Origin of the sequence: Pseudomonas defluvii (genome assembly GCF_001695625.1) — a bacterium.
Taxonomy (GTDB): Bacteria; Pseudomonadota; Gammaproteobacteria; order Pseudomonadales; family Pseudomonadaceae; genus Aquipseudomonas; species Aquipseudomonas defluvii.
Genome location: NZ_MBPN01000043.1, coordinates 1 through 20,700 on the forward strand (window position 1 = coordinate 1; position 20,700 = coordinate 20,700).

The window sequence follows — 20,700 nt, forward strand, 5'->3', positions numbered from 1 at the left end:
CAGCTCTCGTGCGTAATCTGTCAAAAGCCGGAGAGTATAACGCACTCAAATGCCTGCGGCAGCCCGCCCGACGGCCTGCCGCAAGAAAACTCGCCTCAGGCCACCCCGACCTGGTTGCGCCCGCCATTCTTGGCCAGGTACAAGCCTTTGTCCGCCGCCGAAATCAGCTGCCGGCAATGGCTACCAACCGCTGGGATGTGCGTCGCCAGGCCAATACTGACCGTCAGGCTTGAGCCGGCCTCTGGCAGGGTGTGCGCAATCTGCAGCGCTTCCACGGTCTGGCGCAGTTTCTCGGCTACCAGGCGGGCGCCGCCCGGAGAGGTGTTGGGCAGCACCAGCGCGAACTCCTCACCGCCATAGCGCGCTGGCAAGTCGCTGGGCCGGCTGCAGGAACTGCGAATGGCCTCGGCGACCTTGCGCAAGGCCTCATCGCCGGCCAAGTGACCAAAGGTATCGTTGAACGCCTTGAAGTAGTCGACATCAATCATCAACAGCGACAATTGTGTCTGCTCGCGGATTGAACGGCGCCATTCGAGCTCAAGGTACTCGTCGAAGTGGCGGCGATTGGACAACCCGGTCAAGCCATCGGAGTGCATCAACCGCTGCAGCACCAGGTTGGTGTCGAGCAACTGTTGCTGGCTGACCCGCAAGGCCCGGTAGGCCTCGTCACGCTGCAGCAGGGTCAGGTACGAGCGCGAGTGGTAACGAATTCGCGCCACCAACTCGATGTTGTCCGGCAACTTGACCAGGTAATCGTTGGCACCGGCAGCAAACGCGGCGCTCTTGACCAGAGGGTCTTCCTTGGTGGAAAGGACGATGATCGGAATGTCCTGGGTGGCCGGATTGCTGCGGTATTCGCGTACCAGCGTCAGGCCATCAAGACCGGGCATGATCAAATCCTGGAGGATCACGGTCGGCTTGATACGGATCGCCTGGGCCACCGCCTGATGAGGGTCGGCACAGAAATGAAAATCGATGTTCTCTTCCTGGGCCAGGCCGCGTCGCACCGCTTCACCGATCATGGCCTGATCATCTACCAGCAGAACCATCGCTGAATTCTCATTGGTGCTCGGAAAGCCACTGATCGGTAAATCATTCATGCGCTGTCACCTGGCCTCTGCCGGCCAAACGGCCCGCTTCAATAGATATTGTCATTTTGAAAAAATTTCCAGCAGTCGGGGGGCAATGCGTTCCAGCGAACGAACCTCCACCGCTGCATCAATGGCCGCAGCAGCCTTGGGCATACCGTAAACGGCGCTACTTTGCTGATCCTGGGCGATCGTCAGAAACCCCTGCTGGCGCATCAACTTCAACCCCTGGGCACCATCACGGCCCATACCGGTAAGCAACACACCGACCGCATCACCACGCCAGAACCGTGCCACGCTCTCGAAAAACACATCGATCGAGGGACGATAGATTTCATTCACCGGTTCAGCGGTATAACCAAGGGTGCCATTGTTCAATAACCGAATGTGGTGATTGGTTCCCGCCAGCAACACCTGGCCGGGCTGCGGCGGCTCGCCCTCAAGTGCCAGGCGTACGTTCAAGCCAGAAGCACTCGCCAGCCAGTCGGCCATGCCGGCGGCAAACACCTGATCGACGTGCTGAACCAGAACGATCGCGGCGGAAAAGTTGCGCGGCAGGCCCTTGAGTAACACTTCGAGTGCGGCCGGACCACCCGCCGAAGAGCCAATGGCAACCAGCCTCTGACGCTGCGCCGCATCCCGCAAGTGTGTGTTCAACGGCTGCAGCGCGGCATTGCGCTGGCCGATCAGCCAGCTGATGTTGAGGATCTTGCGCAACAGCGGGGCCGCTGCCTCTCTGGGGTCACCGCCGCCCAAGGCGGGCGTATCGACCACATCCAGGGCGCCATGCCCCATGGCCTCAAAGACCCGGTGCACATTCTGTTTACGGTCGACCGTGACGATGACAATTGCGCAGGGTGTTTCGGCCATGATCCGCCGGGTAGCCTCAACACCATCCATCACCGGCATGATCAGGTCCATCAGGATCAGGTCCGGGAGCAACTCGGTGCAACGCTGCACCGCCTCGGCACCGTTGCTCGCGACCCAGACCACCTGGTGCGCGGGCTCAAACGCCAAGGCTCGGCGCAAGGCCTCAACCGCCAAGGGCATATCGTTGACGATGGCGACTCTCATCCCTGTGCTCCCCCGATCAGTTCCGCCACGGCATCGATCAAGGCATCATCGTGAAAACTGGCCTTTGCCAAATAGTAGTCGGCACCGGCATCAAGTCCACGTCGGCGATCCTCTTCACGGTCTTTATAGGAGACCACCATCACCGGCAGCGACTGCAATCGATTGTCACGACGCAGCAGGGTAACCAGTTCGATACCGTCCATGCGCGGCATGTCGATATCGGTAATGAGCAAATCAAAGTCCTCGCTGCGCAGGGCATTCCAGCCATCCATGCCATCGACCGCTACCGCGACGTCATAACCGCAATTGCTCAGCAGCTTGCGCTGCAGCTCACGCACGGTCAGCGAGTCATCGACCACCAGAATGCGCTTGCGTACGCTGTTGCTGGCAACGCCCCGACCACGCTCAATGCGCTCCAGGCTACCGGTACTGAGCAGCTTTTCAACCGAGCGCAGCAAGTCCTCCACATCAATGATCAGGACCACCGAACCGTCATCCAGCAACGCACCGGCAGAAATATCCTGGACCTTGCCCAAACGGGCGTCGAGCGGCATCACCACCAGTACCCGCTCACCGATCAGGCGCTCGACCGCAACCCCATAGAGTGTCTCGCGCTCACGGATCACCACCACCTTGATGCCTTGCCCATCAGAGGCGCTAGCCGGCCTGTTCAATAGCTGGCTAGCCGCGACCAGACCGATATGCCGGCCTTCATGCCAGAAGTGCTGACGCCCGTCGATCTGCACGACCGCCTCAGCCGGCAACTCCAGCGTGCGTTCAATATGGGCCAGCGGGAAGGCATAGGCCTCTCCCCCCACCTCAACGACCAGGCTGCGCACCACTGACAAGGTCAGTGGAACTTCAAGGTGGAAACAGCTGCCCTGACCGCTGACCTGGGTCAACTCGATTGACCCACGCAGTTGGCGGACCATGTGCTGCACAGCGTCAAGCCCAACACCACGGCCGGAGACTTCAGTCACGGTATCGCGCAAACTGAAACCGGGCAGGAACAGGAAGGTGAGCAGTTCGGACTCACTCATCTGCGCCACGGTTTCCGCAGGGGACAACTGGCGCTCGACAATGGCGTGACGTAAGTGCTCCAGATCAACCCCGGCACCGTCATCGCGCAGTTCCAACACCAACAATCCCGCCTGATGCGAGGCGCGAAGACGAATTCGACCCTCCAGAGGCTTACCCGCCAATAAGCGCTGCTCAGGCGTTTCGATGCCGTGATCAACGGCGTTGCGCAACAGGTGCGTCAAAGGCGCTTCGAGCCGCTCAAGCACATCGCGGTCGACCTGCGTTTTTTCGCCTTCGATTTCCAGCCGCACCTGCTTGTTCAGCGAGCGACCGAGGTCGCGCACCATGCGGCTCTGTCCCGTCAGTACATCGGCGAAGGGACGCATCCGGCAGGCCAGCGCGGTATCGTAAAGCAGTTGCGCGCGCTGGCTGGCCTGCCAGCCAAACTCGTCAAGGTCCGCGGCCTGTTGCAGAAGGATCTGTTGCGTTTCACCCAACAGGCGCTGTGCCAACGCCAGCGCTTCCTGCACTTCAGCGCTCTGACCGCTTGCTTCCAATTGATGCTTCAGGCCATCAAGGGCTCGAATACTCTGGTTCTGCATGCGCTTGAGCCGCTGCAAGGTGGCCAGGTAAGGCTTGAGCCGCTGCGTCTCGACCAACGACTTGCTCGAGAGGTCCAGCAGGCTGTTCAAACGCTCGGCGGTCACCCGCAACACGCGCTCCGAGCCCTCACTGCTGCGCTTGCCACGGCGCCCGCTTACCGGCACGGCAACAACGGGCTCGTCTGGCGGCGCCAATGGCGCAGGCTCGGGCATCGACAGGTGCTCGGGCGCGCTGGACAGGAGTGCCGGCGGACTGACAACTGGGGCGCTGGGGATGGGCGGTTCGGGAACGACCGCAGCAGTCGCCGCCGGATCCAGCAGCACCGCCATCTGCACCAGAAACGCCTGGACCGCCGCATCAATCGAAACATCGCCAGGGGTGGCGATGCGCATCAACAGGTCCGTGCCCTGCAGCAGGGCGTCGATATGTTCCGGGCGCAGAAACAACCGCCCCTCCTGCGCACCAACCAGGCAATCTTCCATGACGTGGGCAACGCTGACCCCGGCGTCAACCCCGACAATGCGCGCTGCGCCCTTGAGCGAGTGCGCCGCACGCATACAGGCTTCCAGTTGATCCGCCTGCCGCGGATTGCGCTCCAAGGCCAACAACCCGGCGCTCAGCACCTGGGTCTGCGCTTCGGCCTCAAGGCTGAACAGTTCGAGCAACGACGCATCACGCATTTGCTCTGGGGTCATGACAGGCTCCGGCTCACGGCAGACAGCAATTGTTTTTCATCCAGCACCCGCACCGTGCGCCCACGCCATTGCAAAACAGCCTCGGTAAAGCGCTCTTCGGGCGGGCTGTCCTGAGTCAGCCGGAACAGCTCAAGGGCATGAATGCCCTCTACTTCGTCAACTGGCGCCACGACAGAGCCACCTTCGGCGGCCAGAATCAACATCCGTGGTACCACACGCGACACCGTCGAGGTTGACGCGCCCTCCTCAAGCCCAAGCAGGTACCCCAACGACAGGCATGGCACCAGCGCCCCCCGCACATTGGCAACCCCCTGCAGTACCCGGGAACGCTGATGCGGCAAGGAGTGCACCGATTGCAGCGGCGCGACTTCCACCAGGCAGCGCGATGCCAAGGCCAGCCACTCATCGCCTAATCGAAACAACAGCAAGGACCGTGTAGGGCCAATGTTCTGGACACTCTCCGCTTGCTGATGCGCATCCTGAGACAGGGCATAACGGTCAAGCAAAAGGGTTGCCGCAGCCGCATAAACAGCGCAGTTACGACAATGAACATGCTCGACCAACAACGCGCACTGCTTGTCGCCGTGAACACCGATGCGATTCCAGCAGTCGTCGATACTCGGCTGGTCGCTGGCAATCACACTCCATGCCTTGTGCTCGTTCATCGTTCAGACTCCCGTTCCAAGCGTCCCGCTCGCTCCTGCAATCGACGCGCACCGACCAGGTCACCCTGAGAGGCCAACAAGGCGGCCAGATGAACCAGCGCCTCAGGGTGCTGCGGCTCCAGATACAGGGCCTTGCGGTAGTACCGCACAGCGTCAGCACTGTCACCGGCAGTATCGGCAAGCAGCCCCAGCCAATAGAACACCTGGGCGCAAGGCTCATGCTCGCGCAAGTAACGCTCGCACACGGCACGTGCTTGCGCACTGCTGCCGCTATTGGCCAACTGGGCAATCTGTGCCAGCAATTGCACAGCGGTCTCAGTGCTGGCCTGTGGCTGTGGTTGCGGCTTGAGCTGAGGCGCGGTAAATGGCCGTCGCGCAGGTTCCAGCACCGGGCGGGGTACAACCACTGGTGCCGGTTTCAATACCGGCACAGGCTTGCTGACCGGCAGCTCCGCCGGCAGTTCCACCGGCGCCTGACGGACATAGGCAAATGATTGGGGAATACCCAAGGGACGCATACCCAGGCGCGCCAGCAGGCTGCCCTCGGCCGGGCCAATGAACAAGACCCCTTCTTCGTGGGTCAGGCTCTTCAGCACTTCAAAGACCCGTTGCTGAGTGGGCACGTCAAAATAGATCAGCAAATTGCGACAGAAGACGAAATCGTACGTCCCTTCACGCGTGCGCAGCATCGGGTCCAGTACATTACCAACCTGCAAGTTGACCTGTTGCCGCACGCGTTCATCCAGTCGATGCCCCTCGGCACACTCACTGAAATGCGTCTGGCGAAAATGCTGCTGCTGGCCACGAAACGAGTTTCGGCCATACACAGCCTGTTTCGCACGGGCTATAGAGCCGCCACTGATGTCGATACCATCCACACGAAACGCTTGCGCTGGGACGCCAGCATCCAGCAAGGCCATGGCTATCGAGTAGGGCTCTTCGCCGGTCGAACACGGCAGGCTGAGAATACGCAATGGCCTGCTACCCGCGATCACGGCCAGTCGCTTGAGGGCCAGGCTGGCCAACGCCGCGAACGACTCCGGGTAACGAAAGAACCAGGTTTCAGGGACAATGACCGCCTCGATCAGCGCCTGCTGCTCTTGACTCGACTGCTGCATTTGCAGCCAATAGTCGTCCAGATCACGTGCCGAAACCGCAGCGCAGCGCTGATGCAAGGCGCGCTCGACCATTGCTTCACCCACCGAGGCGACATCCAGGCCAATACGTTCCTGAAGAAAGCGAAAGAAGCGTTGCTGGCTGCTCATGCCTGCTGCTCCTGGCCCGCTTCGGCTAAGGCCGGAAACAGCAACTGGCGCACCTCATCGCTCAACAGCGCCTGAACCCCAATCCACTGCAGCAGGCCTTGCGCATCTTCGCGCACCGGCCCCAGGTAAGGCGCCTGGCTGTTATCCAGGCCGTAGGGGCGAAACTCATCAGGATCACAGCGCAAGGTGTTGCTGGCCTGCTCCAGAATCAGCCCCAGCAACAAATCTGGCCGTTCGGGATCGACACGGTAATGCACCAGTACCAGTCGGGTGCTGGTACGCACAGGTGCCGGTTGGCCAAAGCTCAACGCGCCAACATCAATCACCGGCACCAGAGCGCCCCGGTGGGCCAGCACCCCGGCCACCCAATGTGGCGCCTGGGCAATAGGCTTGAGTGGCAAACGTGGCAAAACCTCAACCACTTCATGGGTGTCGAGGGCAAAACGCTGATCACCAATGCGAAACAACAGGAAGAGTCTGCCCTTGTTGGCCGCATCCGCGCTGCCGTGTGCCGGGAGGTCGTTCATCGGCGTGTCAGACTTTGAACCGTGAAACGCCGCCACGCAGGCCGCTCGCGACCTGGCTAAGCTCGTCGATGGCAAAACTGGCCTGACGCAGCGACTCCACTGTCTGGCTGCTGGCATCACCCAACTGAACCAATGCATGATTGATCTGCTCGGCGCCTGTGGCCTGGGCCTGCATGCCTTCATTGACCATCAATACACGCGGTGCAAGGGCTTGAACCTGCTGAATGATCTGAGAGAGCTGCTCGCCGACCTGCTGCACCTCAAACATGCCGCGGCGGACTTCCTCGGAGAACTTGTCCATGCCCATGACCCCTGCCGAAACCGCCGACTGAATCTCCCGCACCATCTGCTCGATATCGTAAGTCGCCACGGCGGTCTGATCGGCCAGACGGCGCACTTCCGTAGCCACCACCGAGAAGCCGCGACCATACTCGCCCGCCTTCTCGGCCTCAATCGCCGCATTGAGCGACAGCAGGTTGGTCTGGTCGGCCACCTTGACGATGGTCACGACCACCTGATTGATATTGCCGGCCTTCTCATTGAGGATCGACAACTTGTTGTTCACCAGGTCCGCAGCCCCCATGACCTGAAGCATGGTCTCTTCCATGCGTGCCAGGCCCTGCTGCCCGGAACCAGCCAGGATGGAGGCCTGATCGGCGGCGCTGGTCACCTCGGTCATGGTGCGCACCAGGTCGCGCGAGGTGGCGGCAATTTCCCGTGAGGTAGCACCAATTTCAGTGGTGGTCGCTGCGGTTTCCGTAGCGGTTGCCTGCTGCTGCTTGGAGGTGGCGGCAATTTCAGTGACCGAGGTGGTCACCTGCACCGAAGAACGCTGGGCCTGGGATACCAGATTGGTCAACTCGACCATCATGTCGTTGAAACCGGTTTCCACCGCACCGAACTCATCCTTGCGGTGGAGGTCCAGGCGCACACTGAGGTCACCACTGCGCAGCCCATCCAAAGCGCGAACAATCAGTTGCATCGGCGTACTGATCGCACGCATCAGCACCAGACCGCAGACAGTGGCAGCCACAATCGCCATCAACAACGAAATGATCATGCTGACCTTGGCGGTAGACACGGCGCTGACGATCGACGAGGTCGCATCTTCGGCCAGATGACGGCTACGCTCGATCACTGCAGTCAGGTTTTTACGGCCATTTATCCAGGCAGGCGTCAGCTCCTGCTCCAACAGACGCCGTGCCTCTGGGTAGTTTTTGCTGCGATAGGCCTCAAGCACTTTGTCGAGGGTAGCCAAGTACGCTTGTTCAAGACGCGCGAACTCCTCGAAGTTGGTTTTTTCTTCTGCGTCCTCGATGGTTGCCTGGTAGCTGGCCATGTGTTGCTTCACGCGCTCGTCGAAGCTTTTGTAGAGCGCCATGTCAGCACTGGTGATTTCACGGTTGTCACTCAACCCAACCAACTGTTGGGTGGTCACATAGCTATCGACCCAGGCGCCACGAATCATCGAACTGTAGTAGACACCCGGGATGCTGTTGGCACGCACATCCTCCTCACCGGACTCGATCGTCACCAGGCGTGAGTAGGCAGCAACCACCATCAACGACATGATGGCGATGATCACGGCGAAGCTCGCCAGGATCCGTTGGCGCAGTGTCCAGTTATTCACAGTCAGCCCTCAAGTGTTCTACGCGAGCGGAAAAATGGGCGGATTATAGCCCGCCACTCGTCGCTTTTGCGGCTGACATAGCGCATGGAACTGGCCGAAAGCCATAAATAATGGCAATCAGCCCATACTTTTTGACCTCAGGCCTCGCGAACCTGTGCCTCCAGCGCCTGCTTCAATGCCGGGTCGAGCCCCAGTTGCCTGGCCAGCTCATCAAGGTAGGCGCGCTCCATGAAATGCTCTTCATCTACCAGCATGACACTGGCAATGTACATTTCAGCGGCCATTTCCGGCGTACTGGCTGCACGGGCAACATCCGCCGGATCCAGGGGTTTGTTCAGCTCGGCATGCAACCAGTGGCGTAATGCCTGATCCGGCGTCAGTTTGACGAACTCACCCTCGATCAGTGCACGTTCGCGCTCATCGACATGCCCATCGGCCTTGGCTGCCGCCACCAGCGCCTTGAGGATCGCCTGGCTGTGCTGTTCGACCTGCGCAGGAGGCAGGCGATCAAGGGTCTGCGGCTCGCCCTTCGGTGCCGAGGCCTGACTGGCCTGCCAGTTGCCATACGCCTTGTAGGCCAGCACACCCAGGGCGGCCAAACCGCCATAGGTCAACGCCTTGCCACCATACTTGCGCGCCTTCTTGTTACCCAGCAACAAACCCATGGCTCCGGCAGCCAGCGCGCCGCCTCCGGCGCCCGAGAGCAAGCTGCCAAGCCCGCCGCTCTTGGTAGCCTTTGCGGCAGTCACATTGCCAGCCTGATTCTGCAACAGGTCCTTGCCGGATTTGAGTAGTTGGTCGAGCAAGCCACGGGTATCCATTCACAACCTCCAGGAGAGGGACGAAAAACTGCCGTCCAGATTAAGCCGATCAGCTTTCTTGCATACCGGTGTATTTGCTTCTGGATGTTGCACCCGACGCAAAACACGCCTATTGATAAAAACGATATAGACTCACCAATCCCATAAAAACTCATAAAAGCCAACGCCATGATGACCTTGCGCCAGATCCGCCATTTCATCGCCGTCGCTGAAACCGGGTCCATTTCCGCCGCCGCTCAAACCGCGTTCATTTCCCAATCAACCCTGACCCTGGCGATCCAGCAATTGGAGCAAGACATCGGCGTCAGCCTGTTCAGCCGGCACGCCAAGGGAATGACCCTGACCCATCAGGGCCATCAGTTCCTGCGTCAGGCCCACCTGATCCTCGCCACGGTCGACAATGCCAAGCGCAGCCTGCAGCAGAGTACCGATCAGGTTGCCGGGCAACTGACCATTGGCGTAACCAGCCTGGTCGCCGGTTACTACCTGGCCGACCTGCTGACGCGCTTCCAGCGGGCCTACCCGAATGTCGATATCCGCGTGACCGAGGATGAACGCCCCTACATCGAGCACCTGTTGGTCAACGGTGAAATTGATGTCGGGGTACTGATCCTGTCCAACCTTGAAGACCGCCTGGCCCTGCAGACTGAAGTCCTTACCCACTCACCCCACAGGCTCTGGCTGCCCGCGCGTCACCCCCTGCTCGAACACGACAGCATCAGCCTGGCCGACGTTGCCCGCGAACCGCTGATCCAGCTCAACGTCGATGAAATGGAGCGTAATGCCCAGCGCATCTGGGCGGGTGCCGGCCTGCAGGCCAACATCAGCCTTCGCACCGCCTCCACCGAAGCGGTGCGCAGCCTGGTCGCGGCCGGCCTGGGGGTTTCGATACAACCGGACATGACCTACCGCCCCTGGTCGCTGGAGGGCGACATTATCGAGGCCCGCCCCCTGGCCGACCTCAACCAGACCCTCGACGTCGGGCTGGCCTGGCGCCGAGGCACGGCAAGGCCGGCCTTGGTCGACCCCTTTCTCACCGTGGCCCGCGAACAACCCTCCGGGCGCAAGCCATCTATTTAATCGAACGCAGCCTTCAGTATTTAGAATTTGTAGACCTAGCTCATGGCCACTAGTCTCTCTGTGACGAGCACGCAAGGCCCCAGGCTTCCCGACGAAGCACTTGGCACCGACAGAACAAGAGAGAACTCGCACTATGGCTGGCACGCCCCCACTGCTGACCCATCTGCTGATTGACGGCGAACAGGTGGCCGGTCACGGTCGGGCCGAAGCGATCCTCAATCCTGCGACCGGCGAGGTGCTGACCCAGGTTGCCGACGCCAGCACCGAGCAGGTCGAACAGGCCATTCAGGCGGCTCAACGGGCATTTGCTGGCTGGGCCCGCACAACACCACAGCAACGCTCCAGCGCCCTGCTCTCGATTGCCGATGCCATCGAAGCGCAGGCAGACCTGCTGGCACGCCTTGACGCCATGAACTGCGGAAAACCCCTGCATTTGGCACGCCAGGACGACCTGACAGCCGCCATCGACGTGTTCCGGTTCTTCGCCGGGGCCGTGCGCTGCCAGACCGGTCAACTGGCCGGTGAGTACCTGCCCGGCTACACCAGCATGGTGCGCCGTGATCCACTCGGTGTGGTCGCCTCGATTGCGCCATGGAACTACCCGATCATGATGGCCGCCTGGAAGATCGCGCCTGCGCTGGCCGCCGGCAACACCGTGGTGTTCAAACCTTCCGAGCACACACCACTGTCGATCCTGGCACTGGCCCCGGCGCTGGCCGAACGCCTGCCACGCGGGGTACTGAATATTGTCTGTGGCGGTGGCGAGGGGGTTGGCAGCCACTTGGTCAGCCACCCGGCGGTACGCATGGTGTCGTTGACCGGCGATATCGTCACCGGCCAGAAAATCCTCCAGAGCGCGGCCAAAACCCTGAAGCGCACACACCTGGAACTGGGCGGCAAGGCACCGGTGATCGTCTGCAACGATGCCGACCTCAAGGCCGTCGTCGAGGCTGTACGCACCTACGGTTACTACAACGCCGGCCAGGACTGCACCGCGGCCTGTCGCATCTATGCCCAAGCCGGCATCCATGATCGGCTGGTCAGCGAGCTCGGCAGCGCCGTTTCCAGCGTACGCTTTGCCGGCAAGCGCGATGCCGACAACGAGATCGGCCCACTGATCAGTATCCGCCAGCGGGACCGGGTCGCAAGCTTCGTCGAGCGCGCCCTGAGCCAGCCCCACATTGAACGCATCACTGGGGCTGCGGTGCATTCCGGGCCAGGTTTCTTTTACCAGCCGACCCTGCTGGCTGGCTGCAAACAGACCGACGAAATTGTCCAGCGTGAGGTATTCGGCCCGGTGGTAACCGTCACCCGCTTCGACGAACTGTCCCAGGCCGTGGACTGGGCCAACGACTCCGAATACGGCCTGGCCTCATCGGTATGGACGCAGAACCTGGATAAAGCCCTGCAGGTCGCGGCTCGACTGCAGTATGGCTGCACCTGGATCAACAGCCATTTCATGCTGGTCAGCGAAATGCCTCACGGCGGGCTCAAGCGCTCCGGGTATGGCAAGGACTTGTCCAGCGACTCACTGCAGGACTACAGCGTGGTCCGGCACATCATGGCCCGCCAGGGCGAACCATGGGGTTAGACCCGCAGAACCGCACTACGCTAATAAGAAGTAGATCAGATAACGCCTTCACTACTGCCCCGACCATAATTTAAAGAAGAGGGATAACCATGTTCGTGAACAAGACTGCTGTGCTCAGCTCCCTGGCTACCGCGCTGCTGGCCAGTGCCAGTCTGCAAGCGGCCGAACCACTCAAGGCTGTTGGCGCGGGCGAAGGCCAACTGGATATCGTCGCCTGGCCCGGCTACATCGAACGCGGCGAAAGTGACAAGAACTACGACTGGGTAACCGGTTTCGAGAAAGAGACCGGGTGCAAGGTCAGCGTGAAAACCGCCGCGACCTCCGACGAGATGGTCAGCCTGATGGCCAAAGGCGGTTACGATCTGGTCACCGCCTCGGGCGATGCCTCCCTGCGCCTGATCGTTGGCAAACGCGTACAGCCGATCAATACCGCACTGATCCCCAACTGGAAGAACCTCGATCCGCGCCTGAAAGATGGCGCATGGTATGTGGTCAACAAGCAAGTCTATGGTACCCCGTACCAATGGGGCCCGAACGTGCTGATGTACAACACCAATGTGTTCAAGCAGGCCCCGACCAGCTGGAGCGTGGTGTTCGAACCGCAGAACCTGCCAGACGGCAAACCCAACAAGGGCCGGGTCCAGGCCTACGACGGCCCTATCTACATTGCCGACGCGGCGCTCTACCTGAAATCGGCCAAACCGGAACTGGGCATTCAGAACCCCTATGAACTCACCGAAACCCAGTACAAGGCCGTGCTTGACCTGCTGCGTCAGCAGCAACCGCTGATTCACCGCTATTGGCATGACGCAACCGTCCAGATGAGCGACGTGAAAAACGAAGGCGTGGTTGCCTCCAGCTCATGGGGCTACATGGTCAACGGCCTGAAAGCCGAGCAACAGCCTGTGTCCTCGACCATTCCCAAGGAAGGCGCCACTGGCTGGGCGGACACCACCATGCTGCATGCCGAAGCCAAGCACCCCAACTGCGCGTACAAGTGGATGGACTGGTCATTGCAACCGAAGGTCCAGGGCGATGTAGCGGCCTGGTTCGGCTCGCTGCCCGCCGTCCCTGCGGCCTGCAAGGCCAGTGAACTGCTGGGCGCAGAAGGCTGTGCAACCAACGGCTTCGACCAGTTCGACAAGATCGCCTTCTGGAAGACCCCACAGGCCGAAGGTGGCAAGTTCGTGCCTTACAGCCGCTGGACTCAAGACTACATCGCGATCATGGGCGGTCGCTGACAGCTTCAGGTGCCGACCTTGCCGAAGCAGTGACAACCCTGCACCGGCAAGGTCAATGCCTTGAGAGACACCTTACATCGATTTCAGCAGTCCAGGCGTTGGGCGCGCTGCGCGCCCTTACGCCTATCCGGAGCACCGCACCATGACGCTTGCAGTCCAGTTCACCCACGTTTCCCGCCTGTTCGGCGAAGTGAAGGCCGTAGACCGGGTTTCCATTGATATTCAGGACGGCGAGTTCTTCTCCATGCTGGGCCCGTCCGGCTCAGGCAAGACGACCTGCTTGCGACTGATCGCCGGTTTCGAACAACCCAGTGCCGGCTCGATTCGCATACACGGCGTGGAGGCTGCCGGCCTGCCGCCCTATCAGCGTGACGTCAACACGGTGTTTCAGGACTATGCCCTGTTCCCGCACATGAACGTTCTCGATAACGTCGCCTACGGCCTGAAGGTCAAAGGCGTCTCAAAAAACGAACGCCACGCCAGCGCAGAAGAAGCCTTGGCCATGGTCGCGCTGGGGGGCTACGGCGCGCGCAAGCCGGCACAACTGTCCGGCGGTCAACGCCAGCGCGTGGCCCTGGCCCGCGCCCTGGTCAACCGGCCGCGCGTACTGTTGCTAGACGAACCCTTGGGCGCCCTCGACCTGAAGCTGCGCGAGCAGATGCAGAGTGAGCTGAAGAAGCTCCAGCGTCAGTTGGGCATTACCTTCATCTTCGTCACCCACGATCAGACCGAAGCGCTGTCGATGTCTGATCGCGTAGCCGTATTCAACCGAGGGCGCATCGAACAGGTCGATACCCCACGCAATCTTTACATGCAGCCGGCCACCACGTTCGTCGCCGAGTTCGTCGGCACCTCCAACGTGGTCCGCGGCGAGCTGGCCCAACAGCTCAATGGCAGCAACCTGCCGTTCTCCATTCGCCCGGAACATATCCGCTTCGGCGAAGGCCCCTTGGCCAGCCATGAGGTACAGGTCAGCGGGCTGCTCCATGACATTCAGTATCAGGGCAGCGCCACACGCTACGAACTGACGCTGGACAGCGGCCAGACCCTGGCAGTGAGCCAGGCCAATAACCAGTGGCAACCCCAGTCGCCGGTATTTCAGCCTGGCCAACGCCTGACAGCGCGTTGGGCCCGCGAGGCCATGACTGCCCTGCAGGAAACCGCGTTGCACGAGGGGCAGTAAGATGAGCCTGACCCTGGATAAACAGGCACCCGCACAGCACGAGTCTGCGCTGCGACGCTTCTCCAACCTGCTCTACCGACGGCCGAACCTGTACCTGGCCTTGCTGCTGGTGCCGCCACTGATCTGGTTCGGGGCGATTTACCTGGGTTCACTGCTGACGTTGCTCTGGCAAGGGTTCTACACCTTCGACGACTTCACCATGGCGGTCACCCCAGAGCTGACCCTGGCGAACTTCACCGCCCTGTTCAACCCGTCAAACTTCGACATCATCCTGCGCACCCTGGGTATGGCCGTCGCGGTCTCCCTGGCCAGTGCAGTGGTGGCATTCCCGATTGCCTACTATATGGCGCGCTATACCAGTGGCAAGACCAAGGCCTTTTTCTACATTGCCGTGATGATGCCTATGTGGGCCAGCTACATCGTCAAGGCCTATGCCTGGACCCTGCTGCTGGCCAAGGGCGGGGTTGCCCAGTGGTTCATTCAGCAACTGAATCTGGAGCCAGTACTGCATGTCATCCTCGGTATTCCCGGCGTTGGCGGCAGCACCCTGTCGACCTCGCACCTGGGCCGTTTTCTGGTGTTCGTCTACATCTGGCTGCCGTTCATGATCCTGCCGATCCAGGCATCGCTGGAACGCCTGCCGCCCTCATTGCTGCAAGCCTCGGCGGACTTGGGCGCCAAACCCCGGCAAACCTTCATGCAGGTCATCCTGCCGCTATCGATACCGGGCATTGCCGCCGGTTCGATCTTCACCTTCTCGCTGACCCTGGGCGATTTCATCGTGCCGCAGCTGGTCGGCCCGCCCGGCTACTTCATCGGCAGCATGGTGTATGCCCAGCAAGGCGCTATCGGCAACATGCCGATGGCCGCAGCCTTTACCCTGGTGCCGATCGTGCTGATTGCCATCTACTTGTCCATCGTCAAACGACTGGGGGCCTTCGATGCACTCTGAAAAAGCGTCCCTGGGCCTGCGCCTGGCTGCCTGGGGCGGGCTAGTGTTCCTGCACTTCCCGATCCTGATCATCTTCCTCTACGCCTTCAACACTGAAGACGCCGCCTTCAGTTTTCCGCCTCAGGGCTTCACCCTGAAGTGGATCAGCGTGGCGTTCTCGCGCCCTGACGTGCTGGAGTCGATCAAGCTCTCGTTGCAAGTCGCCTGCATGGCCACCCTGATTGCCCTGGTACTGGGAACCCTGGCCTCGGCGGCCCTGTACCGGCGCAGTTTCTTTGGCAAGGAAAGCATCTCGCTGATGCTGATCCTACCGATTGCCCTGCCTGGCATCATCACCGGTATCGCCCTGCTCTCCGCGTTCAAGCGCCTGGGCATCGAACCGGGTATTTTCACCATCGTGGTTGGCCACGCCACCTTCTGCGTGGTGATCGTCTACAACAACGTCATCGCTCGCCTGCGCCGAACCTCGCAAAGCCTGATCGAGGCGTCCATGGACCTGGGTGCCGATGGCTGGCAGACCTTCCGCTTCATCGTTCTGCCCAACCTGGGTTCAGCCCTGTTGGCGGGCGGGATGCTGGCCTTTGCCCTGTCGTTCGATGAAATCATCGTCACCACCTTTACCGCCGGCCATGAGCGCACCCTGCCGATCTGGCTGCTCAATCAGCTCAGCCGGCCACGCGATGTACCTGTCACCAACGTCGTTGCAATGCTGGTGATGATGGTGACCATGCTGCCGATCCTTGGCGCCTACTACCTGACCCGCGGCGGCGAAAGCGTTGCCGGCAGCGGCAAATAACTCCTGGAGGACTCGAACATGCAAACCAAACTGCTGATCAACGGCCAACTGGTTGCCGGCGAAGGTAGCGCCTACCCAGTGATCAACCCGGCACAGGGCAGCGTGCTGGTAGAAATCAATGAAGCCAGCGAAGCGCAAGTCGACAGCGCCGTCCGCGCGGCAGACCTGGCCTTTGAAAGCTGGTCGCAGACGACGCCGAAAGACCGCTCACACCTATTGCTGCAACTGGCCGATGCCATCGAAGCGCATGGTGGCGAGCTGGCAAAACTGGAGTCGGACAACTGCGGCAAACCGTACCACGCGGCCCTGAATGACGAGATCCCGGCCATTGCTGATGTATTCCGCTTCTTCGCCGGTGCCAGCCGTTGCCTGAGCGGCTCGGCGGCGGGCGAGTATTTGCCGGGGCATACGTCGATGATCCGTCGCGACCCGATCGGTGTTGTTGCCTCCATCGCTCCGTGGAACTACCCACTGATGATGGTCGCCTGGAAGATCGCCCCCGCGCTGGCCGCCGGCAATACCGTGGTGCTCAAGCCCTCGGAACAGACCCCTCTGACGGCCCTGCGCCTGGCCGAACTGGCCGCACCGATCTTTCCGGCGGGGGTCCTCAACATCCTGTTTGGTTGTGGCCCGAGTGTCGGCACGCCGCTGGTGACTCACCCGAAAGTGCGCATGGTCTCGCTGACCGGCTCCATCGCCACCGGCGCCAACATCATTTCCAGCACGTCCGACAGCGTGAAACGCATGCACATGGAGCTGGGCGGCAAGGCACCGGTCATCATCTTTGACGACGCTGACATCGATGCCGCCGTCGAAGGCATCCGCACGTTCGGCTTCTACAACGCAGGCCAGGACTGCACTGCCGCCTGCCGCATCTACGCCCAGAGCGGTATCTATGAACGTTTTGTCGAGAAACTCGGCAAGGCGGTGTCCACCATCAAGTACGGCAAGCAAGGCGACCCCAGTACCGAACTCGGCCCATTGATCACCGCCCAGCACCGTGAGCGCGTTGCCGGCTTCGTCGAGCGCGCGATTGCCCAGCCACATATCCGTCTGATCACGGGCGGCAAATCAGTGCCGGGCCATGGTTTCTTCTTCGAGCCAACCGTACTGGCCGACGCCCAGCAGGACGATGAAATCGTCCGCCGTGAAGTGTTTGGCCCAGTGGTTTCCGTGACCCGTTTCGAGGATGAAACACAAGTAGTGGCCTGGGCCAACGACTCCGACTACGGCTTGGCCTCCTCAATCTGGACCGCCGACGTGGGCCGTGCACACCGTATCTCGGCACGCCTTCAGTACGGCTGCACTTGGGTGAACACCCACTTCATGCTAGTCAGTGAAATGCCGCACGGCGGGCAAAAGCTGTCCGGGTACGGCAAGGACATGTCGATGTACGGGCTAGAGGACTACACCTGCATCCGCCATGTAATGTTCAAGCACTGACCGCCCAAGCGCAGGCAAGCCCAAATGGCAGCAGCGGGCTTGCCTGCGATGCTTTCCAGAGCGTCGACGATGAAGGCTCGCCTTCAATCACGCAAATCCGACTCGTGAATCGGCTGCTCGCGGCTGGTGGCTCGCTGGTATTGAGCAGGCCAGACCGCCTTGTTGCCGCCCAGGTCATCATCGGCATGCAGCGGCCAATAAGGATCGCGCAGCAGCTCTCGGGCCAGCAGGATAATGTCGGCCTGACCAGTGCGCAGGATATGTTCGGCCTGGGCCGGCTCGGTGATCATGCCCACTGTGCCGGTAGCGATTTCCGACTCCTTGCGTACCCGCTCGGCAAATCGGGTCTGGTAGCCTGGCCCGATCGGGATTTCGGCATGTACGGAGGTCCCGCCGGAGGACACATCGATCAAATCGACCCCCAGTGCTTTCAGGCGTCTGGCCAATTCGACGGTTTCATCCGGGTTCCAGCCATCCTCGACCCAATCAGTGGCCGACACCCGTACGAATACGGGCAGATCACGGGGCCAGACCTCACGGACAGCTTCGGTGACCTGCAGCGTCAAACGAATTCGGTTTTCAAAGCTGCTGCCGTACTCATCACGGCGCTGATTACTCAAGGGCGACAGGAACTGGTGCAGTAGATAACCATGGGCGGCATGCACCTCGACCACTTTGAAGCCGGCCGTCAATGCACGCTTGGCCGCACTGACGAAGGCCTGAATCACCTCGTGAATCTGCGCCACGCTCAATTCACTGGGGGCGGTGTGCTCAGGGTCGAAGGCAATTTTCGACGGCCCCACCGGTACCCAGCCACCGTCTTCGGGTTTGACGCTGCCACGCTTGCCAAGCCAGGGCCGATGGGTGCTGGCCTTACGCCCGGCATGCGCCAACTGAATGCCGGGTACCGCGCCTTGGGCAGTTATGAACCGGGTAATACGTTGCAATGGGGCGATTTGTGCATCGTTCCACAGGCCAAGGTCCTGAGCGGTGATCCGGCCTTCGGCGGTGATCGCAGTCGCTTCAGTAAAGACCAACCCGGCACCACCGACCGCGCGGCTCCCCAGATGTACAAGATGCCAGTCATTGGCCAGCCCATCCGCGGCCGAATACTGGCACATGGGTGATACGGCGATTCGGTTGGGCAGGGTCAGTTGGCGCAGGGTGTAGGGCTCAAGCAGCAAGCTCATGGGGCACCTCTCAAATTAAGTGGTAAGGCTCCAGAGGCATTGATCGGCCGACCACAGAATCTTCCCCGCAGGCTCTTCGACCCGATCAACCCTTTTTAGAGCCTAGACCACTTTGCTCCCTGCAATCAGCGCGGCTCCATATGGACGATCATCAATTGCACGGTTTCCTGCCCTCGGAACTCGTTGAGGTCGAGTTTGTAGGCCAGTTCCACCCAACGCACGGTAGGGTTGGGCCAGATATCCCGATCAATGCCAAAGGCAATACCGTCGAGCTTGACCGAGCCACACTCACTCTTGAGCACCACTTTCAGGTGGCGCTCACCCACCACCCGCTGCTCGACCAGTTGAAACACCCCGTGAAACAGCGGTTCAGGGAAGTGTTGCCCCCATGGACCGGCATGACGCAACGCCCGCGCCAGTTCCAGGTGAAACTCCTCAGCCGAAAGGCTGCCGTCGGACAACAACCGACCGGTCAGGTCTTCTTCACGCAATTGCCGACGCACTTCCTCATCAAAGGCCTGAGCGAACGCCGGAAAGTGTTCTGCCGGTAATGACAGACCGGCCGCCATCGCGTGGCCACCGAACTTGCTGATCAACTGAGGATGGCGAGCAGCTACCGCGTCCAGTGCATCGCGGATATGGAACCCCGGCACCGAGCGGGCCGAGCCCTTGAGCATCCCCTCCCCGGCATCGGCAAAGGCGATGGTCGGGCGGTGGTAACGCTCCTTCAGTCGCGAGGCGAGAATACCGATGACGCCTTGGTGCCAGTCGGGCTCGAACAGGCATAGGCCGAACGGCATCGACTCCAGTGGCAAGTCCTTGAGCTGGGCCAGCGCCTCACGCTGCATGCCCTGCTCGATGGATTTGCGGTCCTGGTTCAACTCGTCAAGCTGGGCCGCCATTTCCTGCGCCTGGCCCGCATCCTCGCTGAGCAGGCATTCAATGCCCAGGCTCATGTCATCCAGACGCCCGGCCGCATTGAGCCGTGGGCCGAGAATGAACCCAAGGTCAGTCGAGGTAATACGCCGATGGTCACGTCGGGCCACTTCCAGAATGGCCTTGAGCCCAGGCCGGGCCCGCCCGGCGCGGATGCGCTCCAGGCCCTGATGCACCAGAATGCGGTTGTTCGCATCCAGCGGCACAACGTCAGCGACGCTGCCCAGGGCCACCAGATCAAGCAGTTCGCCGATGTTCGGCTGCGGCCGGTTGGCGTAATGCCCGAGGCTGCGCAGCCGCGCCCGCAGCGCCATCAGCACATAGAAGATCACCCCTACCCCGGCCAATGCCTTGCTCGGGAAGGTGCAGCCCGGCTGGTTCGGGTTGACGATGGCATCCGCTGCCGGCAGTTCGTTGCCGGGCAAATGGTGATCGGTCACCAATACCTTGAGCCCGGCGGCCTTGGCTGCCGCCACGCCCTCGACACTGGAGATGCCGTTGTCCACGGTAATCAGCAACTGAGGCTGACGCTCCAGGGCTACTGCAACGATTTCCGGGGTCAGGCCGTAACCGAACTCGAAACGGTTGGGCACCAGGTAATCGACGTGGGCCGCCCCCAGCAAACGCAAACCGAGCATGCCCACCGTGCTGGCGGTCGCGCCGTCGGCATCGAAGTCACCGACAATCAGAATACGCTGGCGCTGCTCCAGGGCTTCGACCAGCAGGTCGACCGCCGCATCAATACCCTTCATCTGCTGGTACGGCAACAGGCGCGCCAGGCTTTTATCCAGCTCGGCCTCGGACTGCACGCCACGCGCAGCGTACAAACGGGTCAACAGGGGTGGCAGATCGCCAAGGAAAGGCAACGTGGTCGGCAAGGGCCGCGGTTCGATACGCATG

Annotated in this window: 17 protein-coding genes; 7 read left to right on the forward strand and 10 right to left on the reverse strand. The window is 61.1% G+C overall.

Annotated features, from left to right (window positions below; translation table 11 throughout):
• Window positions 1-95: 95 nt before the first annotated feature.
• The 8 genes from EKA13_RS13675 to EKA13_RS13710 all read right to left on the reverse strand — a co-directional run bounded on the left by EKA13_RS13675 (window position 96) and on the right by EKA13_RS13710 (window position 9,388).
• On the reverse strand, window positions 96-1,100 hold the full coding sequence (locus EKA13_RS13675) for a response regulator (RefSeq protein WP_065759936.1): 1,005 nt from the start codon (window positions 1,098-1,100) through the stop codon (window positions 96-98).
• A gap of 51 nt (window positions 1,101-1,151) precedes the next feature.
• Window positions 1,152-2,162 carry a chemotaxis response regulator protein-glutamate methylesterase gene (gene cheB / locus EKA13_RS13680; protein ID WP_065759937.1) on the reverse strand — a complete coding sequence of 337 codons (1,011 nt, stop codon included), beginning with the start codon at window positions 2,160-2,162 and terminating at the stop codon, window positions 1,152-1,154.
• Window positions 2,159-4,480: a hybrid sensor histidine kinase/response regulator gene (locus tag EKA13_RS13685; protein ID WP_065759938.1), complete on the reverse strand. Its 2,322-nt coding sequence runs from the start codon at window positions 4,478-4,480 to the stop codon at window positions 2,159-2,161. Before EKA13_RS13685 ends, cheB begins: the two co-directional genes overlap by 4 nt.
• On the reverse strand, window positions 4,477-5,145 hold the full coding sequence (locus EKA13_RS13690) for a chemotaxis protein CheW (RefSeq protein ID WP_065759939.1): 669 nt from the start codon (window positions 5,143-5,145) through the stop codon (window positions 4,477-4,479). Before EKA13_RS13690 ends, EKA13_RS13685 begins: the two co-directional genes overlap by 4 nt.
• A complete protein-coding gene (locus tag EKA13_RS13695; protein ID WP_065759940.1) occupies window positions 5,142-6,410 on the reverse strand; it encodes a CheR family methyltransferase in 1,269 nt (422 codons plus the stop codon). Before EKA13_RS13695 ends, EKA13_RS13690 begins: the two co-directional genes overlap by 4 nt.
• Window positions 6,407-6,937, reverse strand: a complete 531-nt coding sequence (locus EKA13_RS13700; protein ID WP_065759941.1) for a chemotaxis protein CheW — start codon at window positions 6,935-6,937, stop codon at window positions 6,407-6,409. The genes EKA13_RS13695 and EKA13_RS13700 overlap by 4 nt, the downstream gene beginning before the upstream one ends.
• A 7-nt stretch (window positions 6,938-6,944) precedes the next feature.
• A complete protein-coding gene (locus EKA13_RS13705) occupies window positions 6,945-8,567 on the reverse strand; it encodes a methyl-accepting chemotaxis protein (protein ID WP_065759942.1) in 1,623 nt (540 codons plus the stop codon).
• A 137-nt stretch (window positions 8,568-8,704) separates the two neighbouring features.
• Window positions 8,705-9,388: a tellurite resistance TerB family protein gene (locus EKA13_RS13710; RefSeq protein ID WP_065759943.1), complete on the reverse strand. Its 684-nt coding sequence runs from the start codon at window positions 9,386-9,388 to the stop codon at window positions 8,705-8,707.
• A gap of 168 nt (window positions 9,389-9,556) precedes the next feature.
• Here EKA13_RS13710 and EKA13_RS13715 point away from each other — a divergent pair, with 168 nt between their 5' ends.
• The 7 genes from EKA13_RS13715 to EKA13_RS13745 all read left to right on the forward strand — a co-directional run bounded on the left by EKA13_RS13715 (window position 9,557) and on the right by EKA13_RS13745 (window position 17,674).
• Window positions 9,557-10,468, forward strand: coding sequence for a LysR family transcriptional regulator (locus tag EKA13_RS13715; protein ID WP_065759944.1), 912 nt, complete (start codon window positions 9,557-9,559; stop codon window positions 10,466-10,468).
• Window positions 10,469-10,601: 133 nt separating this feature from the next.
• A complete protein-coding gene (locus EKA13_RS13720) occupies window positions 10,602-12,059 on the forward strand; it encodes a gamma-aminobutyraldehyde dehydrogenase (RefSeq protein ID WP_065759945.1) in 1,458 nt (485 codons plus the stop codon).
• 89 nt (window positions 12,060-12,148) lie between these two features.
• Window positions 12,149-13,300, forward strand: a complete 1,152-nt coding sequence (gene ydcS / locus EKA13_RS13725) for a putative ABC transporter substrate-binding protein YdcS (RefSeq protein ID WP_065759946.1) — start codon at window positions 12,149-12,151, stop codon at window positions 13,298-13,300.
• Window positions 13,301-13,442: 142 nt separating this feature from the next.
• The gene (locus EKA13_RS13730; RefSeq protein WP_065759947.1) at window positions 13,443-14,483 is read left to right on the forward strand and encodes an ABC transporter ATP-binding protein; all 1,041 of its coding nucleotides are present in this window, start codon (window positions 13,443-13,445) and stop codon (window positions 14,481-14,483) included.
• A 1-nt stretch (window position 14,484) separates the two neighbouring features.
• Window positions 14,485-15,435, forward strand: coding sequence for an ABC transporter permease (locus EKA13_RS13735; protein WP_065759948.1), 951 nt, complete (start codon window positions 14,485-14,487; stop codon window positions 15,433-15,435).
• The gene (locus tag EKA13_RS13740; RefSeq protein WP_065759949.1) at window positions 15,425-16,231 is read left to right on the forward strand and encodes an ABC transporter permease; all 807 of its coding nucleotides are present in this window, start codon (window positions 15,425-15,427) and stop codon (window positions 16,229-16,231) included. The genes EKA13_RS13735 and EKA13_RS13740 overlap by 11 nt, the downstream gene beginning before the upstream one ends.
• 18 nt (window positions 16,232-16,249) lie before the next feature.
• Window positions 16,250-17,674: a gamma-aminobutyraldehyde dehydrogenase gene (locus tag EKA13_RS13745; RefSeq protein ID WP_065759950.1), complete on the forward strand. Its 1,425-nt coding sequence runs from the start codon at window positions 16,250-16,252 to the stop codon at window positions 17,672-17,674.
• A gap of 83 nt (window positions 17,675-17,757) precedes the next feature.
• Here EKA13_RS13745 and EKA13_RS13750 read toward each other — a convergent pair whose 3' ends face one another.
• Both EKA13_RS13750 and recJ read right to left on the reverse strand, forming a co-directional pair.
• Entirely contained in the window at window positions 17,758-18,864 is a 1,107-nt protein-coding gene (locus EKA13_RS13750) for an NADH:flavin oxidoreductase/NADH oxidase (protein WP_065759951.1), read from the reverse strand.
• Window positions 18,865-18,989: 125 nt separating this feature from the next.
• On the reverse strand, window positions 18,990-20,699 hold the full coding sequence (gene recJ / locus EKA13_RS13755; RefSeq protein ID WP_065759952.1) for a single-stranded-DNA-specific exonuclease RecJ: 1,710 nt from the start codon (window positions 20,697-20,699) through the stop codon (window positions 18,990-18,992).
• Window position 20,700 lies beyond the last annotated feature (1 nt).